Here is a 20,968-nt window from a genome sequence, read left to right on the forward strand (position 1 = left end):
TCTAAATTACAATTTTCAAAGCATTATTTTTCCTTTTGCTGTTCTTTTTTGATCTGCTCAATTCCCTGTCTGTAAGCAGTCACCTGAAATTCAGGAAATCTCTTTCTGAACTTTGAATCATCAAAAACATTGTCATACTCATATCTTGGAAGAAGCTCCAGCAGTTCTTTTGCATTTTTATTAAAGAGAGATCCAATTTTAAAAACAAATTTCGGAATGACAGAATAATTGAGCTTTTTTCCGTAAATCTGAGATGCCAACGCAATAAATTCTTTATAATTCAGCTTGTGATCATCCACAGGAAGATGCCAGGTCTGTCCGAAAGCATCAGGAGTATTTCCTATCAGAGCAGTGGCCCGGCTGGCATCCGGAGTCCAGATCAGGCTTCGTAATTTGTTGTCTCTCAAAGGTACTTTCAGTTTTTTATCCTCTTTAATAGCATTGAAAACAAGGCTGTTCGTAATACTTTGAGTTTTGCCCGGACCATAAAATTCCGGAGCTCTGCAGATGACGGCTTCTATGGCTCCTGCCCCCATTTCTTTCAGAAGCATATCGGTCATTTTTTTTCTTACCATCCCTTTTCTTCCTACAGGGGCAAATTCCGTTTGCTCGGTGAGGACCATACTGTTTTGAGGATACATATAAGTATTATCAAAATACACCAGTTTTGTTCCATTGATCTTACAGGCATCAATTACATTTCTCATGATCAGAAGGAATTGTTTTTCCCATAATTCAGTATCCATGGGAAGACCTAGGGTGAAATAGGCAATCTCACTGCCTTTTACAGCTTCTATTGCTTTTTCCCTGTTCGAAAGGTCTGCTGAAAATACAGTGTCGGTATCATTTACTTTTCCAGGCTTTCTGCTGACAATTCTGATGTCTGAAGTATAATTTCTTTTCAGTTCTCTTGCCAGTTCTTCACCTATTTGTCCGTTAGCGCCTAATATAGTTTGCATCATTTTTTATTTTGAGGGTTATTCATTCAATTGGAAATAAGCAGGATAATTTCAGTGCCTCTCTATTTCTGATACAAAATTCGGGCATAAGCAGGAAAAGAATGTATCCCAATCTATGGAAGTTGTAACATAATCTCTGCCAATCCTTAATCAGTGTCCCGCAACTATTAAGATTCTTTAAATATCACCACAAATGATACAAAGGCTATTTTAAAAGCTTAAAGGCTCTCGAAAGAATATAATTACAAGGTTGTAAAGGCTTATTTGTTTTATTTTTCAGTGTAATGATCAATTTTAAATAAAATAGCTCAATTTTTTATGCTTTTTGTATTTAAATAAAACCAATTAATAATCAATTGTCAATCCATCCTGTTTATTTTTCATAACTTTAATCATCAATCTTTAAGTCGATGAAAACAAGCTCCGGCATTTTACTCTTTAAAAAAGAAAAAGAAGGTTTATATTACTTTCTGGTTCATCCGGGAGGTCCGTTCTGGAAAAATAAAGACTTAGGAGCGTGGTCCATTCCTAAAGGTGAGATAATGCCTGATGAGGACCTTCTGGAGCGTGCATTGATTGAATTTACTGAAGAAACCGGAAAATCTGTTACCGGAGAATTTATAGAATTACATCCTGTCATTCAAAAAGGAGGAAAAACGGTATATGCATGGGCACTGGAAGGAGATATGGATACTTCAGGACTTTACAGCAATACTTTATTGATAGAATGGCCACCCAGATCAGGTAAAAAACTTGAAATACCGGAAGTGGACCAATGGAAGTGGTTTGTTTCAGAAGAGGCGAAACAACGGATTAATGCAGCACAGATCAGATTAATAGAAGAATTGGAAGAGATCGTGAAAGCTAACGATCACCAGTAGTCTATTTTATAAAAGTACAATTAATTATGACAAGCTGCGAGTACAATACTATAATCCTTTTACCAGAGTATGATAAAGGGATTACAGTAATATTTCGGTAAACCGGAATTTATTTTTTGATTCCAATTGCTTTAAGTGCGCTGGATGTCAGGTAAATATCATCAAAAACAGCAAGCGATTCTACGTCATTAAATCCTAAAGGAAACAGATCATTTTTATTGAAAGACAATTCTATAGAAGGATCATATGAAGCTATAATCCTTACTTTGGAATATCCGTTATAATCTACTTTAAAACCTTCAAACATACAATTCTGCTCTGCTTTCTGATACCCTGCATACTCTTCAAACCCTGCAATATCAGTCCTTTTACCATCATTATGGTCAAGGGCCTTCCATGATGTATAATTTTTGGGTTCTTTAAGAATATTTCCATCCTGGTCTACAGGAACAAACATTCCGAGAGCCAGGCGTTTCTTTAAGAAATTGGCATAATTATTCATCAAATTTAAAATTTGAAGATCGGCATATCCTTCATGTGAATAATATTCAATTACAAAGGTCGTCATCGGGATCAGCTTATGAGAAGCGTCAGTCGGCATAATTAGTCTTTTCTTTTATCGGACGATAAAAATAGTATTTTTATTTACTTTTCCCAACGGAAAGGAATGAATAGAGCGGTATTTATACCCATTCTGAATAACAATAACGGCGAAGAATCCCTTTATTTTTCAGTATTTTTGAGGGTAAGAAAGGAATAATGATAACGAATACGACTTTACACGACACAGAAGAAATTTTTGACTTATACAAAATGGCTTCTGATTATAAGAAAAAAATATCCGGTGTACAATGGCCGGAATTTGATCGGAATATGATTGAAACTGAAATCAAAGAAAACCGTCACTGGAAAATTATTATAGACGGCCATATTGCCTGTATCTGGAGTATTACACTAGAGGATGAGCAGGTTTGGGAAGAACGTAATGCCGACCCTTCCGTTTATATTCACAGAATTGCTACCAATCCTAATTTCAGGGGACAGAAGTTCGTAGAACAAATTGCGGAATGGACCAAAAAGTATGCATTGGAAAATAATAAATTATACGTAAGAATGGATACCACAGCAGGAAACCAAAGGCTTACCGACTATTACATAAAATGTGGGTTTTCTCATCTGGGGGCTAAAAAGATACTCAATACCCAGGGGCGCCCTGCCCATTATCATAATGCAACTATGGAGCTTTTTCAAATGAAAGTTTAAAAAAGTTTGAATCATGAAAATATTTTTTCAAGCTTCCCAGTTATACAGGAAGCTTGAAAAAATTGCAGTTTAATACTGCGCCCTCATAAGATAGGTTGAGTTTTTATTAAGCTCAATTCCTTCATTTTCCCCTACGATTACCGTTCCTCCAAGGTTAACCAAATGTCTGTCAAAAGCACAGTTGGGCTCAAATGCAAAGCACATTCCGGCTTGCAGCACTAAATCTCTTCCGGGATTTGGTAATCTTCCTGCATTACCATATCGCATGGCTTGCGGCAGCACTTCAATACCGGGAGCTGTTCCAAATCCAATGGGGCCGTAAGGATTGATACTGTGAATTAAAGGATGTACATGCCAGCCTCCTGATTCTAAAAGCGGTTTTTCCATGGTATCAACCACTTCCCCAAATGTAACTCCGGCTTTCAAAGCGCCAAGACCTTCTTCATAGCATTCACGGGCAACAGCTGCTGCACGTTCCAGATCCGGATGGATATCTCCAACTGCTACTGCTGCCTGATGCTGCGTTTCGTACATTCCGTACAACGCAAATATTTCAGACAGAACAATATCTCCTTCCTGAATAATTCTTGGCGCCTGAGAGCGGTATTGCCAGGCAGGAGGTCCCCATCCAATATATTCAGGACCTGACCCCAATAATATTTCAGCGGTAAACCCTCCCTTTGCAATACAGGTAGAAGTGATGGCCGCAGCTACTTCAGCTTCGCTTATTCCGGGTTTAACGGTTGCCTGCATGGCATCACTCATCGCCTCACCAATGTGCGCTGCATATCTTATCAAAGCCAGCTCTTCCTCACTTTTTGAAGCCGTAAGCTTGAAGAAATCATGATAAACTGCTGTTATTTCAGCCTTAGGAAAAGCTTCAATGATTCCTTTCCATGTGCGGTGAGGCAGTGCGCCGTCAAAATAAAATGGGGGATAAGGCTCCAATCCTATAATCCCTATTTTCGGATGATCGGAAAGACCTATTGCTTTCAGCATTGCTCCGATATTTGAACCCGTCTTGCCTACATAAATTTGCTCAGGTTCAATCCATTGCTGGTCTCCGCGTAAAGATGCCTGCATGTGATCAGCAATCATCATAGATGCAAAAGTAATGATGACAGGCTTCTTATCCTTATGGAAAATGACAACAGAGCCAAGTCTGTCATTCGTAAAATAATGGTCGATACAAAATGGCGCAGGAGCAGCAGATTCTCTGTCTCCATAAATAATAAGAGTGTCCAGCTGATTTCTTTCCATGATTGTTTGTGCTATTTTCCAACGGCGGTCGCGCTCCGCCAATGATAAAGGTAATGGAATGGTCATTGATGTTTTCATAACTCAATTTTTAATTTGTTTATAAGATTGAGTACAAAGTAAAAGCTTCTTGTGCCGTAGAATATTATCCGAAAAGAAGAATAAATGTGCAATAGGTTTGTTTTATTAAAATATAAATCATTCCTTTATCTGGCACATATTTCATGAAATGGAAAAAACAGGTGGTATAGAAAACTATGATATATCCTTTGTATCTGAGAAGATAGGATTACAGGATGTAGAAGGAATTGCAGTGAACAAAACAGAGGATGCAGTCAGAAAAGGACTGACAAATTATCCTCATTCCGTAAAAGGGTTTATCTGTGCTGTATGCATCAAAGGCAGGGCAGAGCTGAGAATCAATTTTCAAAAAAGGGAGCTTACTCAGGGGACTCTTATGGTTGTATTGCCAGGATCGATGATGGAACCCATCGAAGTATCGGAAGATTTACATATAGATACTGTTTTTTTCTCCCAGGACCTGGTTTCCGGAGATTCTTTTTCGAATAATTTTATTCTTTTTCAGGAAATTCGCCAGATGCCCTGTATTTTGTTAAATGACGATTGTTTTGAAATTTTCAGAAAGCACCATCTCAATATTTCAATGCACTATTACAGGGATCAGTCCAGAAGTAAGAAAGACATTCTTCAGTATCTTTTATTAGCTCTTCTCTGTGAGATCAAAGATCTGTATAATGATACTACGGAGCAGAATAACCCATACACAAGAGGAAAAGAATTAACCTATGTTTTTTTTGACTTACTGTATCAATATCATAAAGAAGAAAGAAGTGTGCTTTTTTATGCTGATAAGATGAATCTTACAAGCAAATACCTAACGACTATAATCCGCAAACAAACAGGAAAATCTATTCTTAGCTGGATCAATGAAGCGGTCATTGCCCAGGCAAAATCCTTATTGAAAACAACCAATTTATCCGTCATGGAGATTACCGATATATTACATTTTACCGAATCGTCGCTCTTTTGCAGATTCTTTAAAAGACATACAGATATGACTCCATCTGTATACAGACACAGTTAATCTAAATAATATACATGGCTATTTTACAGCACATTTACCACAGATTCCGCTGATGATAAAATTATATTCCTGAGGAAGAAAGGCATCAGGTAAGCTAATGTCCGGAATGGCATTTTCAATACACGTCACAGAATGACATTCTTTGCAGTTAAAATGAACATGGTTGTGAAAATGTTTTTCTGTAGTACATTTTCCACTGCATTTTGCAAAATTAACCACTCCGTCCACATTGACTATTTTGTGGATAGCTCCTTCGTTTTCAAGTCTTTCCAGAACTCTGTAAATCGTAACCCTGTTGCACAGATCCCCTAATTTCTTCTGGATATCAGAATGGGTAAGCGCTACATCAGAATCATTAATAAGATTAAGAATCTCTGTCTTCGACTGGGTATTTCGTATTTGTTTCATTTTTTTAATGCAACATAGTTGCTTTATTTAAAAATTAATATCTACTTTTGCAACAAAGTTACGATAAGAAATTTAAATCTTCTATACCTCATGAAATCAAAAATACTTGACACCATAGGAATATCAGCAGCTGTACTCTGTCTTATTCACTGCATTACTTTTCCTTTATTAATGATTATTCCTTTAGGTATATCACACAATCCTTACATTGATCTGGCATTCCTGCTTATAGGAGCTGTTGTGGTCTTCAGAATCACGAGATCTATGGCCAACCGATGGCTAAAGCTTTTATTCTGGCTTTCCATTGCCTTTATTTCAATATCGGTAATGGCGGATCTGATATTTGAGGTCCATATTCCTCTCATCTATGTAGGAGCAGCAGGATTGATCTCCGGGCATATTATCAATTTTAAAAATCATAAACACTAATTATTTACAGATATGACTAAACTTCCTGTAACCGTACTGAGCGGTTTTCTCGGAGCCGGAAAAACCACTTTACTGAACCATATTCTTCACAACAAAGAAGGATTAAAAGTAGCAGTGATCGTTAATGACATGAGTGAAATCAACATTGATGCCCGTCTGGTAGAAAACCAGAATACACTTTCCAGAACAGAAGAAAAGCTCGTAGAAATGAGCAATGGGTGTATCTGCTGTACCCTCCGGGAAGATCTGATGGTAGAAGTAGAACGCCTGGCGATGGAAAACCGCTTCGACTATCTGCTTATTGAAAGTACGGGGATCAGTGAACCGGTTCCGGTGGCTCAAACCTTTACCTACATAGATGAAGACAGTGGTATAGACCTATCCCGGTTCAGCTATGTAGATACTATGGTAACTGTAGTGGATTGCTTTAATTTCATGAAAGATTTTGGCTCTGGTGAGCTTCTTACTGACCGTGATCTTACCGATATGGAAGGAGATAACAGAACCATCGTGAACCTTTTGACCGATCAGATAGAATTTGCCAATGTGATTATTTTAAATAAAACAGATCTTGTGGATTCGGAAACATTGAGTTTTTTAAAAGCAGCAATACAGAAATTAAGCCCTGAGGCTAAAATTATCCATTCTGAATTCAGTCAGATTGATGTAAAAGAAATCATCAATACAAGACTTTTTGATTTTGATAAAGCCCAGTCCTCTGCAGGATGGCAAAAAGAGTTAGAGGCGGGGCATCACACCTCTGAAACAGAAGAATATGGTATCAGTTCAGTGATATTCAGAGATAAAAGACCATTTCACCCGATGAGACTGTGGGGATATCTTAATGATACGTATCCTGAAGGGGCACTCAGGGCCAAAGGTTTATTCTGGCTTGCTTCGCGGCCGGATGATGCGCTTAATTTTTCTCAGGCAGGAGGCTCATTCCGTTTAGAAAAGGCTGGAGTCTGGTGGTGCAGTATGCCTATGAGCCAGAGGGCGCATTATGCTTCGTTTATAGAAAATCAGGATTTCATTGAAGGCAGATGGGATAAAGACTGGGGAGACAGAGTCAATGAACTTGTCTTTATAGGACAGAATCTGGATAAGGATCAGATGCTTGAAGACCTTCAGAAATGCCTTATTACTCATGAGGAAAAAGCATTTGTAAACAGGAAAGATTTTTTTCAGGATCCTTTCCCTAAAGAAATTTAAAATTAACGATTTATTAATGCAACAACGTTTCGATAAAAGAATAAATGAAATAACTTGCAGTCATATTTTTTAAGAAAATGGATAGAAGAAAATTTCTAAAGGGTTCAGCATTACTTTCCGGTGTTCTTACTTTATCACCATTTGAACTTTTCAATGCTAAAGATAAGATTAGTCATAACACTCTTGGGAAGGCAAAAAATATCATATTTATGGTCAGTGACGGGATGAGTCTCGGTACACTTTCTATGGCAGACCTTTATTCAAGAAATATTTTGGGAAAAGAGAGCAACTGGATGAGTCTTTATCATGAGAAGAAGGTTTCCCGTGCATTGATGGATACTGCCTCCGCAAGTTCTATTGTAACAGATTCTGCAGCAGCAAGTTCTGCTTTCGGAGGTGGAATAAGGGTAAAAAACGGGGTACTGAATATAGGCGCTAACGGAGAAAGACATCTGCCCATCTGGCAAAAATTCAAAAAAGCGGGTAAAAAAACAGGCTGTGTTACCACAGTTACCATTACTCATGCAACGCCGGCAGGTTTTTGTGTCAATTCCACACAGAGAAATGCTGAGCCAGAGATTGCAGAAATGTATGCTGATCTTGAAATTGATGTTCTGATGGGTGGTGGTGACGAGTTTTTTAATCCTGAAAAAAGAGAAGATAAAAAAGATCTGTACGCTGTATACCGGAAAAAAGGATATCAAATCCTTAAAAACCGGGCTGATCTTAAAAGCATAAACCAAAAGGGAAAAACCCTGGGAATATTCAATACCGGAGCTTTACCATACAGTATAGACAGAGCCAGTCTTTCAGAATATAAAGAAACACCTACACTGGCAGATATGGCTAAAACAGCAATTGACCAGATGAAAGACCATCCAAACGGTTTTGTTCTTCAGATAGAAGGCGGAAAAGTAGACTGGTCTGCCCATGCCAATGACGTGGCTGCTCTTATCCATGATCAGCTTGCCTTTGATGAAGCAGTAAAAGCAGCAGTAGATTTTGCCGAAAAAGACGGAAATACATTGGTAATCATCACTACAGATCACGGAAATGCAAATCCCGGAACGATCTATGGAAATGATGCGACCAAAAACTTCAACAGTATCTCGGATTATAAATACACGAATGAATATCTTCTCAACAAAATTCACAAAGAGTATTCTGAAAAAGATATCAAAGACTGGATCTATGAAGGAAATAAAATTGTACTGAATGATGACGAAGCCCAACATCTCCGCAGTTTCTATAACGGGCTTGAAAAGGAAGATGGTCTCTATAATTATAAAAAACTGCCTTTCAAGCTATACTCTGAGATTCAGAAAAAACATAATTCTGTAGGATGGATCAGTATGGATCATTCCGGGGACTATGTGGAAGTAGCCGCTTATGGCCCCGGCAGTGAACTTTTGATGCCTTTTGTTAAAAATACAGATCTGCATTATTTAATGCTGAAAGCTTCACATATATAAGACAACATATTTTTTACACACAGTATACATTTTTTAACAGATTTGAGAAACAGAGCGGATAACTTTCGCTCTGTTTTGTTTTGAGAGAGCGTTTCAAAGGAGTATTTATTATCATAGCTTAGGTATTTTTACTTATCTCACTTTAAGTAGAAGTACTATTGTGTTTTTTAAAAAACAGAGGTAACTTTATAGTATAAAAATAACCTTTAAATACTCATATTATGAACCATGTAAAATACAGAGTAGGAAAATGGCTTCCCTCTGACAGAGAATTTCTCAACAGCTGGATAGAGAAAAAAGTGAATCAGGTAAAGCACAACAAGCTACCCTTAAGCCCCGCCGTTGCAGACCTTCGGGATGCCATATACAATGATCCCGTTTTATACATGAGTTTTACCAGTATGTATGATGAAATTCCGCAAGGATACAATGAACCTGTGAAAAACTTTGAAACAATGCTGCTGATCATCAATCAGGTGCTGCAGGAAGCTCCCTGCTACAGTACTATAGAAGACAGTATTGGCCTGGTAGGTTTCCCGATCAATGCTATTGTTGACTGGGCGATGGGCACACAGGCAGGATATTTAACATTTCTGCATCCTGTAGTTAATCAAAAGCTAAGTGTTATTTTAGGAGAATGGAAAACATTTCTGGAGACGCCCGCATCACAATATGTTCTGGTAGAAGGTCCTGTAAAACAGCCACAACCTGATTATACCAATCCTATCGGCTGGTTTTCGCCGGATGCTTTAGAAGCTATTGCAGCAATGGATCCCCTGAGAGGTCAGGGAAGTAATCCGGAAGATGCCTTAAAGAATTTCATATACAACTACCAGTGCCAGCCCAATCAGCCTCATTTTGGGTTTAAGAGCTGGGATGATTTTTTTACCAGAGAGTTTAATCCCGGTATACGGGAGGTAAGTCCGGAAGATCAGGATCCTTCGGTGATTGTCAATGCCTGCGAATCTGCACCCTATAACTGCGTGACGAATGCAAAAATGAAAGATAAATTCTGGATGAAAGGACAGCCTTATTCCCTGCTTGATATTATGAATCATCATGAACTGGCTCAGCAGTTTGGTGATAACAGTACTGTTTATCAGGCGTTCTTATGTGCAAAAACATATCATAGATGGAATAGCCCTGTAGATGGCAGAGTAGTGGCTATCCAGAACGTTCCGGGAACATATTATGCTGAAGCTCCCATCGAAGGCTATGATCCTTCAGGACCTAATGATTCTCAGGGTTACATTACAGAATTGGCAGCCCGTGCACTGATATTCATTCAGTCGGATAACGAAAAAATCGGACTGATGTGCTTTGCAGCAATTGGCATGGCAGAAGTTTCCAGCTGTGAGATTACTGTACAGGAAGGACAACGTATTAAAAAAGGTGATCCTATCGGTACATTTCATTTCGGTGGTTCCACACATTGTCTGATCTTTAGACCGGAAGTTCATATTAACTTTGATTTTCATGGCCAGACTCCCTGTTTAAATACGTATAATATTCCTCTAAAAGCAAGAATTGGAGTTGTTGGATAAGCAAATCAATAATCATTTAGTAACTATAAGTTCCAAAAAGACAGAGAATTATTTTCTGTCTTTTTACTTTTACGACAGAAAGTAAGAAACTTATTCCAAATTCGATAAAAGCAATGATATCAGCAGGTTAATCTCTTGGTTATCAAGCAATCAGATGAATATTAAATACGAAATTGATTTTTAAACTCAAATTTTTAACTCTTCTATCTGAATGGTCTTGCTATTTTTAATTAAAGGAATACGAGCTGATGAAAATTTAAGAAATAAATGGCAGAAACATTTAATAAAAAAAAGGTATATTTACATACACCATAAAATTTATTAATATGTCATTCATAACACCAGAAGGGGCCAGAAAGGCTCAACTCGACTTATCTGAGAGGACAACTGTAGCCAATGCACTTCTTGCAGGTACAGAAAATATTTCAAAGTATAACACAGGAGTTTGTCATGATGTGGTAGCCTATGCCTTGTATATGCGGGGTGCCAGAATAAGCCCCACTGAACTTGCAGAATCAACGGGACAAAGATGGTTAAACAAATTCAACTATTTGGGAGGACAAAAGTGGAACGGATATTCTGTAATTCCTAAGGGAAAAGCAATTGGTTTCTATAGAGTTATAGACAAAACATTCTTTCATTCTGCGATCAGTACAGGCCACATGAATCAAATCCGTTCTGTAAATGGATTTAAATTAGGTTCAGCCTGGAACATTCATGCCGACATGAAATATGAATTAGGAAAAATAGATCCTACGGACGGTACTTTTATGTATGATGGTACCAAAGTAGAAGTTTATATCTCTGACCTATAATATCTCCATCAAGAGATCATCACATCTTTTGAAAAGCTCGAAATGGCTGGAAATTAAACTCCTCCCATTACGTACATATTTTCCATAGTAGGTACTTTGCTTCCGCCTTCTTTTTCAAGAGTGATAGCAAATGCCTGCGCCTGGGGAATATTTGCCAATGCAACAAGACTGTCTTTATCTTCAGAGTAAAGACCTGCACTTACAGGTTTCCCATCAGCGATAGCCCATAGCTGATACTGCATTCCTGCAGGAGCTTTAGGTAGACTTCCGGCGCTCAGATATACTTCTTTGGTCTTTTTATCCCAGAAAACAAGCGCTTTAGAATCAGTATGTTTTTCTACTCCTTTCAGCGTAACCATCTGCATATCCGGGTTAGAAAACATTTCTACTTTCTGGTTCATTTTCTGAATCATCAGATCCTGAGACTGCTTTTCAGTATTTAGCTTTGCAATTTCCTTATGTGTATCAGATTGTTCTCTGATCCAAAAAAGATTTCCGGCAATACTGCCTAAAAACAAAACAGAAGCAGCTATTGCTAAACCTTTCCAGTTATTATTCCTGTGAATTCTAACTTCTTCCTGAGGTTTCGCCACAGGTATATCTGTAACAACAACAGGTTTAATTTCGTTAGAAGTCTCTTCTTGCTGAATTTTGCTCCAGATCTTAGATTTTAAGTCATTTGGAGGTGTTACAGCCTGTGCTGTAGCAAGATTTTCCAAAGTTTTCTGAGCCTCTTCAAAAGCTTCTTTTACCTCAGCATTATTTTTCATCACACACTCCAAAATCCCTGCTTCCTCATGAGAAGCATGGCCTAGAATATAAGATTCTATAATTCCGGATGAGATGTATTCTTTAGTGTTCAATTTATTGATAATCTTTTAACAAATCCTTTAGTGTCATTAATGCATTCCGCATTTTCGTTTTTACCGTTCCCAGCGGTATCTTCAGTTTATCGGATATTTCAGATTGGGTATATCCCTGATAATAAGCTAAATTGATAAGTTCCTGCTTATCAACTTCAAGACCTTCAAGTACATTATTAAACCCGATATAATCGGAAGAATGATTGGTCGTTGAAAGCTCTGCAGTATTATATACGAAATCTGGAAGTGATTGGTTTTTAAGCTGATTTTGAAATCCTTTAGATTTAAGATAATCTATTGCTGTATTCCTGGCAATATTAATCATCCAGGTATAAAATCTTCCCTTAGAAGTATCATATTGGTGGATAGAGTGCCAGATTTTAACAAAAACATCCTGAATAACTTCTTCAGTGTATTCTTTAGACTGAACAATTCGAAGAATAACTCCATATAACGCACCAGAATAGTGGTCATACAGGTAATGAAAACCATTTTCGTTTTTTTCTTTCAATAAAACGATAAGTTCCTCTTCCGAATAGGTTGTTTTAATAGCTTTATTTTTTCAATCCAAATGTAGTGAAATAAAACACATCTCCAATAAAATCCGAATAATATTTTATTTCGTACATGATAATAGGAGAATATTTGAAAAATATTAAATATGAAAAACTTAACTTCAAAAGCAATACTTATCTGTTGTATTGCACTAGCCACCGGAAAATACAAAGCTCAGACAGATCATCTTAAAACAAAAAATCCCTATTACTCCCGTACAGCACAAAATAAACTGACGGTAAGTAATGCGGAGTGGAAAAAAATATTAAATCCTGAACTGTATAAGGTTGCCAGGGAGGGTGCTACAGAGACTGCTTTTACCGGAAAGTATGATGAATTTGATGAAAAAGGAACTTACTATTGTGCAGTATGTGGAAATCCGCTTTTTCTTTCGACCTCTAAATTTGCTACCACATGCGGATGGCCTTCTTTCTTTGAACCTATCCGTAAAAACAGTATAAAGTACAGAAAAGATACTTCTTACCATATGGTGCGGGAAGAAGTACTGTGCGGAAGATGTGATTCTCACCTTGGGCACGTCTTTGATGATGGCCCGAAACCAACGGGAAAAAGGTTCTGTATGAATTCCGTCTGTCTTGAATTTGTCCCAAATAAAAAATAAACACACTGATTTACAGCTTATTAAATAAAATTCAGTTTTTTTTTAATCTAAAACAAAACCAAGCTCGTAAATGACATTAAGAACGCAAATTATTTATAATTAACTAAAAAAATCAACGAAATGAACACACAATCAAAAATCGCAGTTTTAGCAATGGTCGCTTTATCATTTGCTTTTAGCGGGAAGGTAACTGCACAAACGATGAAAGAAAAAACAGTAATGGTAGGAGGAGCTCCTATGTATCCATCCAAAAATATTATTGAAAACGCAATGAATTCTAAAGACCACAAGACTTTGGTGGCTGCTGTAAAGGCTGCCGGCCTGGTAAGTACTTTAGAAGGAGCAGGACCTTTCACTGTATTGGCTCCTACAGATGCAGCATTTGCCAAACTTCCGAAAGGAACAGTAGAAAATCTTGTAAAACCTGAAAACAAGGCAATGCTTACCAAAATACTTACTTATCATGTACTTGCAGGAAAATACAGTGCTAAAGATATCTGGGCAGCTGTGGCAGCAGGTAAAGGAAAAAGTATGATGAAAACTGTAGAAGGAGAAGACCTTACATTCTGGACAAAAGGTAAAGACCTTTACGTGAAAGATGCTAAAGGAAACAGTGCAAAAGTTACAATAGCTGATGTAAACCAGTCTAATGGTGTGATCCATGTAATAGATACGGTTCTGATGCCGTAATAAAATTAGTTTTTAAAACAGCATAGCAATATGCTGTTTTTATTCTTGTTACTTATACAAACACTTAAAAATTAATAATATGAAAAATACAATTCATGTATCTAACAAGGGAGCAACTCTTGATACTGGCAGAAGAAACTTTCTGAAGTTAAGTGGAGTAGGAATCGCTATTGCAGGCCTTACGCTTATAGGCTGCAGTGATAATGATGATTTTGAAATTATCAATAACAACCCGGTTTTTGACCTGGGAACAGGAGATGTGGGTATATTAAATTATGCCTATGCTCTTGAGCAGCTTGAAGCCGACTTCTATACTAAGGTAGTTAATAATTTCTACTCGGGAATCTCCAGTATAGAAAAAGAACTTTTCACAGATTTGTATCACCATGAAGTTATTCACCGTGATTTTTTTAAGGCTGCTATCAGTGGCGCCACACAGAATATACTCCCTACACTGGAATTTCAATATACTAATGTCAATTTCAATGACAGAAATTCGGTATTAGCAACTGCAAAAGCACTTGAAGATACAGGAGTAGCAGCGTATAATGGAGCAGGAAAATACATTACCAATCCTGATTATCTGGTGATTGCAGGAAAAATTGTTTCTGTAGAAGCCAGACACGCATCTGCAATCAGAAATTTAATCAATCCGGGAACTGCTGCTTTTTCAGGGGATGACGTGATTGATGCAAACGGACTTGACGTGGCAAAAGAACCTAAAGACATCGTAATGGCTGCCGGAGGGTTTATAAAAACGCCTTTCACATGGAAAGAAAGAGGCATTAACTAATCATTCACCTTTAAATCTTGTATTATGAATATTCTTAAATTATTAGACAAACTTTCTAATGACAAGTTTTTTACTGAGAAAACTTCAAGATTAGATTCTCTTCATACTATTTCGGCATTTGGAAAAAAAGCCGCTATATCAACTGTTCCCCTTGGACTAGGCACAATGATGTCAACTCCGGTAAAAGCAGAAGCACCAGATACAAAGGAATCTGCAGCCTTTTTGAAAAGCACTTTAACGGATGCTTTGCAGCTTGCCTTGGTACTGGAATACCTTGAAAATGAATACTACAATATCGGGCTTTCTACAGCAGGACTTATACCGAGTGCAGACAGAGTTGTTTTTATGCAGATCTCAAAACATGAGTCTGCCCATGTTAATTTTCTGAAAAGCACGCTTATCTCTCTGGGAACAACTCCGGGGACAAAACCTACTTTTGACTTTACAGCAGGTGGTAGTTTTACTCCGTTTACAGATTACAATCAGTTTCTTACTCTGTCTCAGGCTTTTGAAGATACAGGGGTAAGAGCTTACAAAGGCCAGGCAGGAAATGTGATGTCCAATAAGGCTGTTCTACAGGCAGCTTTACAGATTCACTCGGTAGAAGCAAGACATGCTTCTCAGGTAAGAAGAATGCGTGGTAATAAAGGCTGGATCGAACTGGCGAACGGTGGAAATATGCCTTCTGCGACCAATCCTGTCTATGCAGGCGAAGACAACGTTAACCAGGCTGGTTACAATACATCAACTTTATTTGGCGCTGCAGCAGGTTCTGCGGCTTACGATGAAGTTCTTAGTGGTAGTGATGCACAGGCCATTGCTTCATTATTTATAGTATAGTTAATTATATTTAATAATATGAATGGCGGAGTCCTTTTCCATACTATATGGGAAGGGACTTTTTTGTCGAAAATTTTAATATTTAAAAAGGCTTTCTATTGAGCTAAAAAGCCTTTTATTAATAGTATCATGAAGTTTTACGGCGCTTACCGGAAACTTTACGGTCAAGATCTTTGATGTCCTGTCTCAGCTCACGGAACATTTCTTTAAAATTATTACTTTCGTAATCTCCCGGTTCAAAGTCTTCGGGGAAAATTCCTGAAGCATACTGCCATATTTCTACCACTTCGTCAAACGGAATATCATAAGCTTCATAGAATGAGTTGTCAGCACTTACACAGATTGAATTTCCTTTTCTTTCCTTAAATCTCTTATAAGTAATACCGTCATTCAGCGTTACAAATACATATGTTTTTCCGGGTTTCAGCTCATTGATACCTTCTACATATTTACCTACTATATAAGAACCGTTTCTGAAAGGCGGCATAGAGTCTCCGTCGGCAGGAAAAGCTCTGTACTTTCCATTGGTAAGAAAGGGAAGGGCAATGCGCTGAAGACTTTCAATATATTCCACATCGCTATAGCCTTCCAGATATCCCATTGAAGCTTTCTGAGGAATAATCTCTATGGTATCATTTCCATAGTTATCTACTGCCACGGGAAGTACAATCCTGTTGTCCGGAAGTTTCAGCATTTCCTCTATAGGATATTTCTGAATGTCTACAGACAGCATAAGATCAATACTCACATGGAAATATTTGGATATCTTAATAAGGAGCTCAATAGGAGGTTCGGATATTCCATTTTCGTATTTGGAATAGCGGACTCTTGAGATCGTTAATTCAGTGGCGACATTTTGTTGGGAAAGCTTTCTCCCGGCTCTTAAGAAGCGTATATTATTTGAAAAAATTGACATTAATAATAGTATAGATAAGCAAAAATACAAAATTTGATATTGTTATCAATAATCAGAACAGGTTTTACCATAAGAAGTGAAGAATTTCTGCATTTCTTTCCTGTTTTTTTGAAATCGAAGGTGATAAAGCTTTTTTACAACAAATTTTTCTTCCGCTAAAGTCGATATCAGCCCGAATATCTACCTGTTTTATCTGCTTTGAAGAATAATCATAAATAAACAGTATTTGATGCAAAATATTAACTCTACATTTTCCAAATTGAGTTATTTTTTTTAACATTTAGAAAATCAATCAGATATAAATTAAAATGATATTTTCATTAAAACACCTTTATATTAATAGAATATTAAATTATAAAAATATTTAATTATTTTATTCGAAATAATACCATCATATTGTAATTATTCATATATTCGTGATGTAATAATCATATAAAATTATAGTTATGAAAAACTTAAAAAAATTAGACAGAAACGAACTAAAAACTATTTCAGGTAACGGACTACTAGATCCAATCGGTGGATTACTAGGTGGACTAGGAGGAGTAGTTGGTGGAGTAGTAGGTGGTGTAGGTACTATCGTTGGCGGTGTAGTTAGCGGTGTTGGATCTACAGTAGGTGGAGTAGTTGGCGGCGTAGGTACCGTTGTAGGAAACGCATTATGCCAAACACAGTGTGTAATCAATGGTGTAATCCACATCAGATTATTAGAGTGTGGTTCTACTTGCTAATCAGCAGACCCCTTAAGATGTAAAAAATTCAACCGCTCTGAAAAGAGCGGTTTTTTTATTATTGCATGGGAGGAAATACTAGAATAGTCAGTTATATTTTAAATCAATATCACTGCAATGGCCTATTGTAAACATCCATCAGAAAAATCTGTAAATATACTGTTCTTAAAAATGAATAATATCAACATATGTATAGTTTTCTTATCATTTAGCAGCCTAGATTTGCTTTAATAATTTAAGAAAAAATACAATGAACTCTATAGTATTAAGTTTACCGGCTCTCTTTATGGGATTTCTGGCATTTTCACAAAATACGGTTAGTAACAATAAACAAATGAACATGAATACCATAATATACAAAAATCCAAAAACTCTTTTTGATCCGACGCCCTATGCTTTTTCTCATTCTGCAGTACCTGTAGAGTCTGAAGGCAAATATGTATTTATATCCGGGCAAAGTGGCGGTGAAGGGTTAAACCATTATCTTTCCAAAGACTTCCGAACCCAGGTTAGAACCTCACTGCAAAATCTGGAGACTGTACTGGATGAATATGGATTAGAAGTCAAAGATGTGCTTAAGATCACAATTCTGATTGTGGATCATAACCAGGAGAAACTTAAAATATGGTCAGAGGAAATTCATAAAGCATGGAAAGGTCATCAGTTTCCGGCAAGCACCTTAATCCCGGTTCCAAAGCTAGCACTGGATGATATGCTGATAGAGGTGGATGCCGTAGCTTTTATGAAAAAAAATAAAGGAGAATAAACCCTCTCTGCCAAAACAAATATTGGTAAGTATGTATCGGCAATTAAGTAAATTAAAAGTTATTTCAGAAAAGTCTGAGTTCTCACAGATCTGTAGTTTTTCTGAAATAACTTTCATCAATTTTAAACTTTACACCTTGTAGTATGATTTTTGCACTGAAGTAGATGATTTTTTACTAATGAAGAATATATACGTTGTACACAAATGATTTTTAATGACATTAAATCAAATAAAGAGGTGAAAGACAGCACCTTTAATAAGCTATATCCCAAACATATCAATGAATTGGCAGGTAATCATTGGACTCCTGTTGCCATAGCAAGAATGGCAGCAGCGTATCTGGCTGAGAAGCCCAACAGTAAAATATTGGATATTGGTGCCGGTGCCGGAAAATTTTGTCTGGTAGGAGCTGCCTCTACAAAAGGAATGTTTTTTGGCGTAGAGCAAAGAGAATCCCTTACCAAAATATCAAAAAAAATAGCGGAGAAACATAAAATTTCTAATGTGGAATTTATTCACTCCAACATCAATAAAATCTCTTTTTCCGACTATGATGCCTTCTATTTTTTTAATTCTTTTTACGAAAATATAGATACTTTATCTTTAATAGACAATACCATACTTCCGGATAAAGACTTATATTTTGCTTATTCGGATTATGTAAAAGAACAGCTCGACAAAACCCCTTCAGGGACGCGTCTGGTAACCTATTGGAGCAAATGGGATGAAGTCCCCTGCAGTTTTAATTTAATCGCAACAGACTGCAACGGATTATTAAACTTCTGGGAAAAATAAAGTCTGACTTTACAAAACAGACAATAGCTTTATAAAAATTTCTGAAAAAACCGGAAATTCTTATAAAACTATTATTTTATTCCTTTGCAGTATTCCAATCAGGCAGAAAATTTCACAGCTCCGGATTTAGTTGGTAGGTATAGCATAGATTAAGTTTTCAGACCAGCTTCCTCCATATGCATTAATAGAAGTAGCGGCTGTTGCAGTTCCTGCGACCACGGCATTTCCTACAATATATTTATATCTTTTAGTCGTTCCGGAAGAATTTTCTATATAAATATTTCCGGTTGTCATTGTATATCTTGAATTTCCTGCTGACATACTTGTTGGGCCCTGTATCTGTGTACTTACATACCTTGGTGTCGTGTTTACATCATTTGATCGAATGCCGGTATCGCCAATAGCAATGCCTGCTTCATCTGAAAATGTACTTCTTATCCACATCCAGTCATTAGCTGTTAGATTAGTTCCTATAGGAGCTACGATCTGAGTGACTGATACCAGCCATTTTCCCGGTCCCAAGTCAATATAAGACCCAGTATACACAAAAGTTGAGCTTGCTACAAAGGGGATATTAACGCCTGGACCATTTACCCCTCTGGTTAAACCTAAGGTAATTGGTTTCCAGTGTCCTTTACCATCGGCATCAGACGTTAAAACATAATCTTTAAACTCCGATCCGTCTTTTATGGTAATACCTGAAATGGGAGCCGTAGGTGTACCTTTTGTTTTTACTTCGATACCAGTTGTAGGATTATTCGTTCCTATCCCTATGAAGCCATTGGAGTTAATGACAACATCATCTGCCTGGTTCGCCAGACTTATATTGCCTGTAGCCTCATTATTTTTTGATCCATCAATGTGAAGGATTGCTTTGGGATTAGGAGTATTGATACCAACTTGCCCAAAAAGGGCAGTACCAATACAAAGAATGCCAATACATGATATTTTTTTCATTTTCTTAGGTTTTTTTAATCTATTACTGTTTTAAACTATAGTTTTCGGATCTCTGTTCTCAAAAGATCATTTCAGGTTTTTATATTTATTGACCTATTTATTGAGGGTTGTTTTGGGAATATTATATTCTTGTATGATCTGTGCATTGTTTTTTGTATTGGTCTGCAGAAGTTCCAAAACAAAAAGAATCATCTCTTTTGTATAAATGTTTTTTTCTAAATTCCTGGCATAGATTTCTCGGTACAAGAGGTGAGATTATATCCCATTGATTTCGACGGCGAATACAGGATCAGATGTTGAGTATAGAGCCTGAAAAAATCATAATCCAGAATCTTTCTCCACTTTAAAATAATATGAGTGTCCAGAGATTCATAATTTACTTATATTTAATCACTTGAAAACAATCACTATACTTTTTCCAGAACCTTTTTTCTCCATTTTGCAATGGTATTTCTACTCATTTTAAAATGGATTGCCAATTGAGAATTATTCAACTTATTTTTCCTCTGATATTCCAAAATAGCTATCATATCTTCTTTGTTGTAGGAACGGTGCGCTTGATTAAACTTTTGCGTTTTGGGACTTTCAAATCCAAATATTTTTTGATTAAGATTAATAATATCAAGACTGGAGAGTTCCTCTTTATTAAGTGTATTTCTGCATTCTTTTTCTTTATATGGATATTTCATTTTAATGATATCCTCAAAAATCCTTTTGTAATTGGGAACTTCTATTTTACATTTTTTCATGATTAATAAGTGTTGGGATGAGACATTCTTAAAAAATCAGTTCAGTTTTTTATCTTTATTAACCCATTGATACAATGTTGTTTTGGGAATATCGTACTCTTTGATAATCTGGGCATACGTGAAATCAAAATATTAGTCTCTTGCACCATTTTTTCAATATGTGTTCCGATATGTATTTGTTTTAAACTTTCCATAATTTAGAATTTTATGTATTTATATTTTTTGTTTTTCCGGGAGATCGGATTCCCACCTGCCCAAAATGGATTGTTATTTATTGCTCTGTTTCATACTTCTTTTATTATTTAATAATTAAGGGAATTCAAATGTGTGTTTAGAATCGTAACTC

General features: G+C 36.7%; 25 protein-coding genes. 15 read left to right on the forward strand and 10 right to left on the reverse strand.

Features of this window, described 5'->3' with window-relative positions:
- Window positions 1-23: 23 nt before the first annotated feature.
- Window positions 24-959 carry an NAD-dependent epimerase/dehydratase family protein gene (locus tag AC27VX_RS04410; protein ID WP_236859503.1) on the reverse strand — a complete coding sequence of 312 codons (936 nt, stop codon included), beginning with the start codon at window positions 957-959 and terminating at the stop codon, window positions 24-26.
- A 410-nt stretch (window positions 960-1,369) separates the two neighbouring features.
- On the opposite strand from AC27VX_RS04410, the gene AC27VX_RS04415 reads away from it, so the two are divergent.
- The gene (locus tag AC27VX_RS04415; RefSeq protein ID WP_236859381.1) at window positions 1,370-1,840 is read left to right on the forward strand and encodes an NUDIX hydrolase; all 471 of its coding nucleotides are present in this window, start codon (window positions 1,370-1,372) and stop codon (window positions 1,838-1,840) included.
- 109 nt (window positions 1,841-1,949) lie between these two features.
- Here the strand turns inward: AC27VX_RS04415 and AC27VX_RS04420 are convergent, their stop codons facing one another.
- Window positions 1,950-2,441: a hypothetical protein gene (locus AC27VX_RS04420; RefSeq protein WP_236859382.1), complete on the reverse strand. Its 492-nt coding sequence runs from the start codon at window positions 2,439-2,441 to the stop codon at window positions 1,950-1,952.
- Window positions 2,442-2,599: 158 nt separating this feature from the next.
- Between AC27VX_RS04420 and AC27VX_RS04425 the strand changes: the two genes are divergently transcribed.
- Window positions 2,600-3,103, forward strand: a complete 504-nt coding sequence (locus tag AC27VX_RS04425) for a GNAT family N-acetyltransferase (protein ID WP_236859383.1) — start codon at window positions 2,600-2,602, stop codon at window positions 3,101-3,103.
- Window positions 3,104-3,172: 69 nt separating this feature from the next.
- Here the strand turns inward: AC27VX_RS04425 and AC27VX_RS04430 are convergent, their stop codons facing one another.
- The gene (locus tag AC27VX_RS04430) at window positions 3,173-4,441 is read right to left on the reverse strand and encodes a M24 family metallopeptidase (protein WP_488694072.1); all 1,269 of its coding nucleotides are present in this window, start codon (window positions 4,439-4,441) and stop codon (window positions 3,173-3,175) included.
- Window positions 4,442-4,589: 148 nt separating this feature from the next.
- Between AC27VX_RS04430 and AC27VX_RS04435 the strand changes: the two genes are divergently transcribed.
- Window positions 4,590-5,465 (forward strand): helix-turn-helix domain-containing protein, encoded by an 876-nt coding sequence (locus AC27VX_RS04435; protein ID WP_488694074.1) that lies wholly within the window; start codon window positions 4,590-4,592, stop codon window positions 5,463-5,465.
- A gap of 18 nt (window positions 5,466-5,483) precedes the next feature.
- Here AC27VX_RS04435 and AC27VX_RS04440 read toward each other — a convergent pair whose 3' ends face one another.
- A complete protein-coding gene (locus tag AC27VX_RS04440) occupies window positions 5,484-5,873 on the reverse strand; it encodes a Fur family transcriptional regulator (protein WP_236859386.1) in 390 nt (129 codons plus the stop codon).
- 90 nt (window positions 5,874-5,963) lie between these two features.
- On the opposite strand from AC27VX_RS04440, the gene AC27VX_RS04445 reads away from it, so the two are divergent.
- The 5 genes from AC27VX_RS04445 (at window position 5,964) to AC27VX_RS04465 (ending at window position 11,345) form a co-directional block, all read left to right on the forward strand.
- On the forward strand, window positions 5,964-6,302 hold the full coding sequence (locus AC27VX_RS04445) for a MerC domain-containing protein (RefSeq protein ID WP_488694076.1): 339 nt from the start codon (window positions 5,964-5,966) through the stop codon (window positions 6,300-6,302).
- A gap of 12 nt (window positions 6,303-6,314) precedes the next feature.
- A complete protein-coding gene (locus AC27VX_RS04450) occupies window positions 6,315-7,514 on the forward strand; it encodes a GTP-binding protein (RefSeq protein ID WP_488694078.1) in 1,200 nt (399 codons plus the stop codon).
- A gap of 77 nt (window positions 7,515-7,591) precedes the next feature.
- Entirely contained in the window at window positions 7,592-8,986 is a 1,395-nt protein-coding gene (locus tag AC27VX_RS04455) for an alkaline phosphatase (RefSeq protein WP_488694080.1), read from the forward strand.
- A 221-nt stretch (window positions 8,987-9,207) separates the two neighbouring features.
- Entirely contained in the window at window positions 9,208-10,530 is a 1,323-nt protein-coding gene (locus tag AC27VX_RS04460) for a phosphatidylserine decarboxylase family protein (RefSeq protein WP_236859390.1), read from the forward strand.
- A 326-nt stretch (window positions 10,531-10,856) separates the two neighbouring features.
- Complete coding sequence (locus AC27VX_RS04465) at window positions 10,857-11,345, forward strand: hypothetical protein (RefSeq protein WP_236859391.1); 489 nt, start codon at window positions 10,857-10,859, stop codon at window positions 11,343-11,345.
- A gap of 53 nt (window positions 11,346-11,398) precedes the next feature.
- Here the strand turns inward: AC27VX_RS04465 and AC27VX_RS04470 are convergent, their stop codons facing one another.
- Complete coding sequence (locus AC27VX_RS04470) at window positions 11,399-12,208, reverse strand: anti-sigma factor (RefSeq protein ID WP_488694082.1); 810 nt, start codon at window positions 12,206-12,208, stop codon at window positions 11,399-11,401.
- A 1-nt stretch (window position 12,209) separates the two neighbouring features.
- Entirely contained in the window at window positions 12,210-12,719 is a 510-nt protein-coding gene (locus AC27VX_RS04475; protein ID WP_236859393.1) for an RNA polymerase sigma factor, read from the reverse strand.
- A 150-nt stretch (window positions 12,720-12,869) separates the two neighbouring features.
- On the opposite strand from AC27VX_RS04475, the gene msrB reads away from it, so the two are divergent.
- The 4 genes from msrB (at window position 12,870) to AC27VX_RS04495 (ending at window position 15,708) form a co-directional block, all read left to right on the forward strand.
- Entirely contained in the window at window positions 12,870-13,385 is a 516-nt protein-coding gene (msrB, locus tag AC27VX_RS04480; RefSeq protein WP_488694084.1) for a peptide-methionine (R)-S-oxide reductase MsrB, read from the forward strand.
- A 120-nt stretch (window positions 13,386-13,505) separates the two neighbouring features.
- Complete coding sequence (locus AC27VX_RS04485; RefSeq protein WP_488694086.1) at window positions 13,506-14,075, forward strand: fasciclin domain-containing protein; 570 nt, start codon at window positions 13,506-13,508, stop codon at window positions 14,073-14,075.
- A gap of 79 nt (window positions 14,076-14,154) precedes the next feature.
- Window positions 14,155-14,868: a ferritin-like domain-containing protein gene (locus tag AC27VX_RS04490; protein ID WP_300690745.1), complete on the forward strand. Its 714-nt coding sequence runs from the start codon at window positions 14,155-14,157 to the stop codon at window positions 14,866-14,868.
- Window positions 14,869-14,892: 24 nt separating this feature from the next.
- Window positions 14,893-15,708 carry a ferritin-like domain-containing protein gene (locus AC27VX_RS04495; RefSeq protein WP_488694088.1) on the forward strand — a complete coding sequence of 272 codons (816 nt, stop codon included), beginning with the start codon at window positions 14,893-14,895 and terminating at the stop codon, window positions 15,706-15,708.
- A 127-nt stretch (window positions 15,709-15,835) separates the two neighbouring features.
- Here AC27VX_RS04495 and AC27VX_RS04500 read toward each other — a convergent pair whose 3' ends face one another.
- Window positions 15,836-16,624 carry an XRE family transcriptional regulator gene (locus AC27VX_RS04500; protein ID WP_236859398.1) on the reverse strand — a complete coding sequence of 263 codons (789 nt, stop codon included), beginning with the start codon at window positions 16,622-16,624 and terminating at the stop codon, window positions 15,836-15,838.
- A gap of 446 nt (window positions 16,625-17,070) precedes the next feature.
- Between AC27VX_RS04500 and AC27VX_RS04505 the strand changes: the two genes are divergently transcribed.
- From AC27VX_RS04505 to AC27VX_RS04515, 3 genes are all read left to right on the forward strand, one after another.
- Window positions 17,071-17,355 carry a bacteriocin-like protein gene (locus AC27VX_RS04505; RefSeq protein WP_236859399.1) on the forward strand — a complete coding sequence of 95 codons (285 nt, stop codon included), beginning with the start codon at window positions 17,071-17,073 and terminating at the stop codon, window positions 17,353-17,355.
- 340 nt (window positions 17,356-17,695) lie between these two features.
- Entirely contained in the window at window positions 17,696-18,121 is a 426-nt protein-coding gene (locus tag AC27VX_RS04510; protein ID WP_236859400.1) for a RidA family protein, read from the forward strand.
- A gap of 204 nt (window positions 18,122-18,325) precedes the next feature.
- Window positions 18,326-18,916 (forward strand): methyltransferase domain-containing protein, encoded by a 591-nt coding sequence (locus AC27VX_RS04515; protein WP_488694091.1) that lies wholly within the window; start codon window positions 18,326-18,328, stop codon window positions 18,914-18,916.
- A 126-nt stretch (window positions 18,917-19,042) separates the two neighbouring features.
- On the opposite strand, the gene AC27VX_RS04520 is transcribed toward AC27VX_RS04515, so the two are convergent.
- The 3 genes from AC27VX_RS04520 to AC27VX_RS04530 all read right to left on the reverse strand — a co-directional run bounded on the left by AC27VX_RS04520 (window position 19,043) and on the right by AC27VX_RS04530 (window position 20,730).
- Window positions 19,043-19,873 carry a hypothetical protein gene (locus AC27VX_RS04520; RefSeq protein ID WP_488694093.1) on the reverse strand — a complete coding sequence of 277 codons (831 nt, stop codon included), beginning with the start codon at window positions 19,871-19,873 and terminating at the stop codon, window positions 19,043-19,045.
- 407 nt (window positions 19,874-20,280) lie between these two features.
- Window positions 20,281-20,622 (reverse strand): helix-turn-helix domain-containing protein, encoded by a 342-nt coding sequence (locus AC27VX_RS04525; protein WP_488694095.1) that lies wholly within the window; start codon window positions 20,620-20,622, stop codon window positions 20,281-20,283.
- Window positions 20,623-20,658: 36 nt separating this feature from the next.
- Window positions 20,659-20,730 carry a hypothetical protein gene (locus AC27VX_RS04530; protein WP_488694322.1) on the reverse strand — a complete coding sequence of 24 codons (72 nt, stop codon included), beginning with the start codon at window positions 20,728-20,730 and terminating at the stop codon, window positions 20,659-20,661.
- Window positions 20,731-20,968 lie beyond the last annotated feature (238 nt).

It is taken from the genome of Chryseobacterium sp. 14P4.3.2 (genome assembly GCF_057799275.1).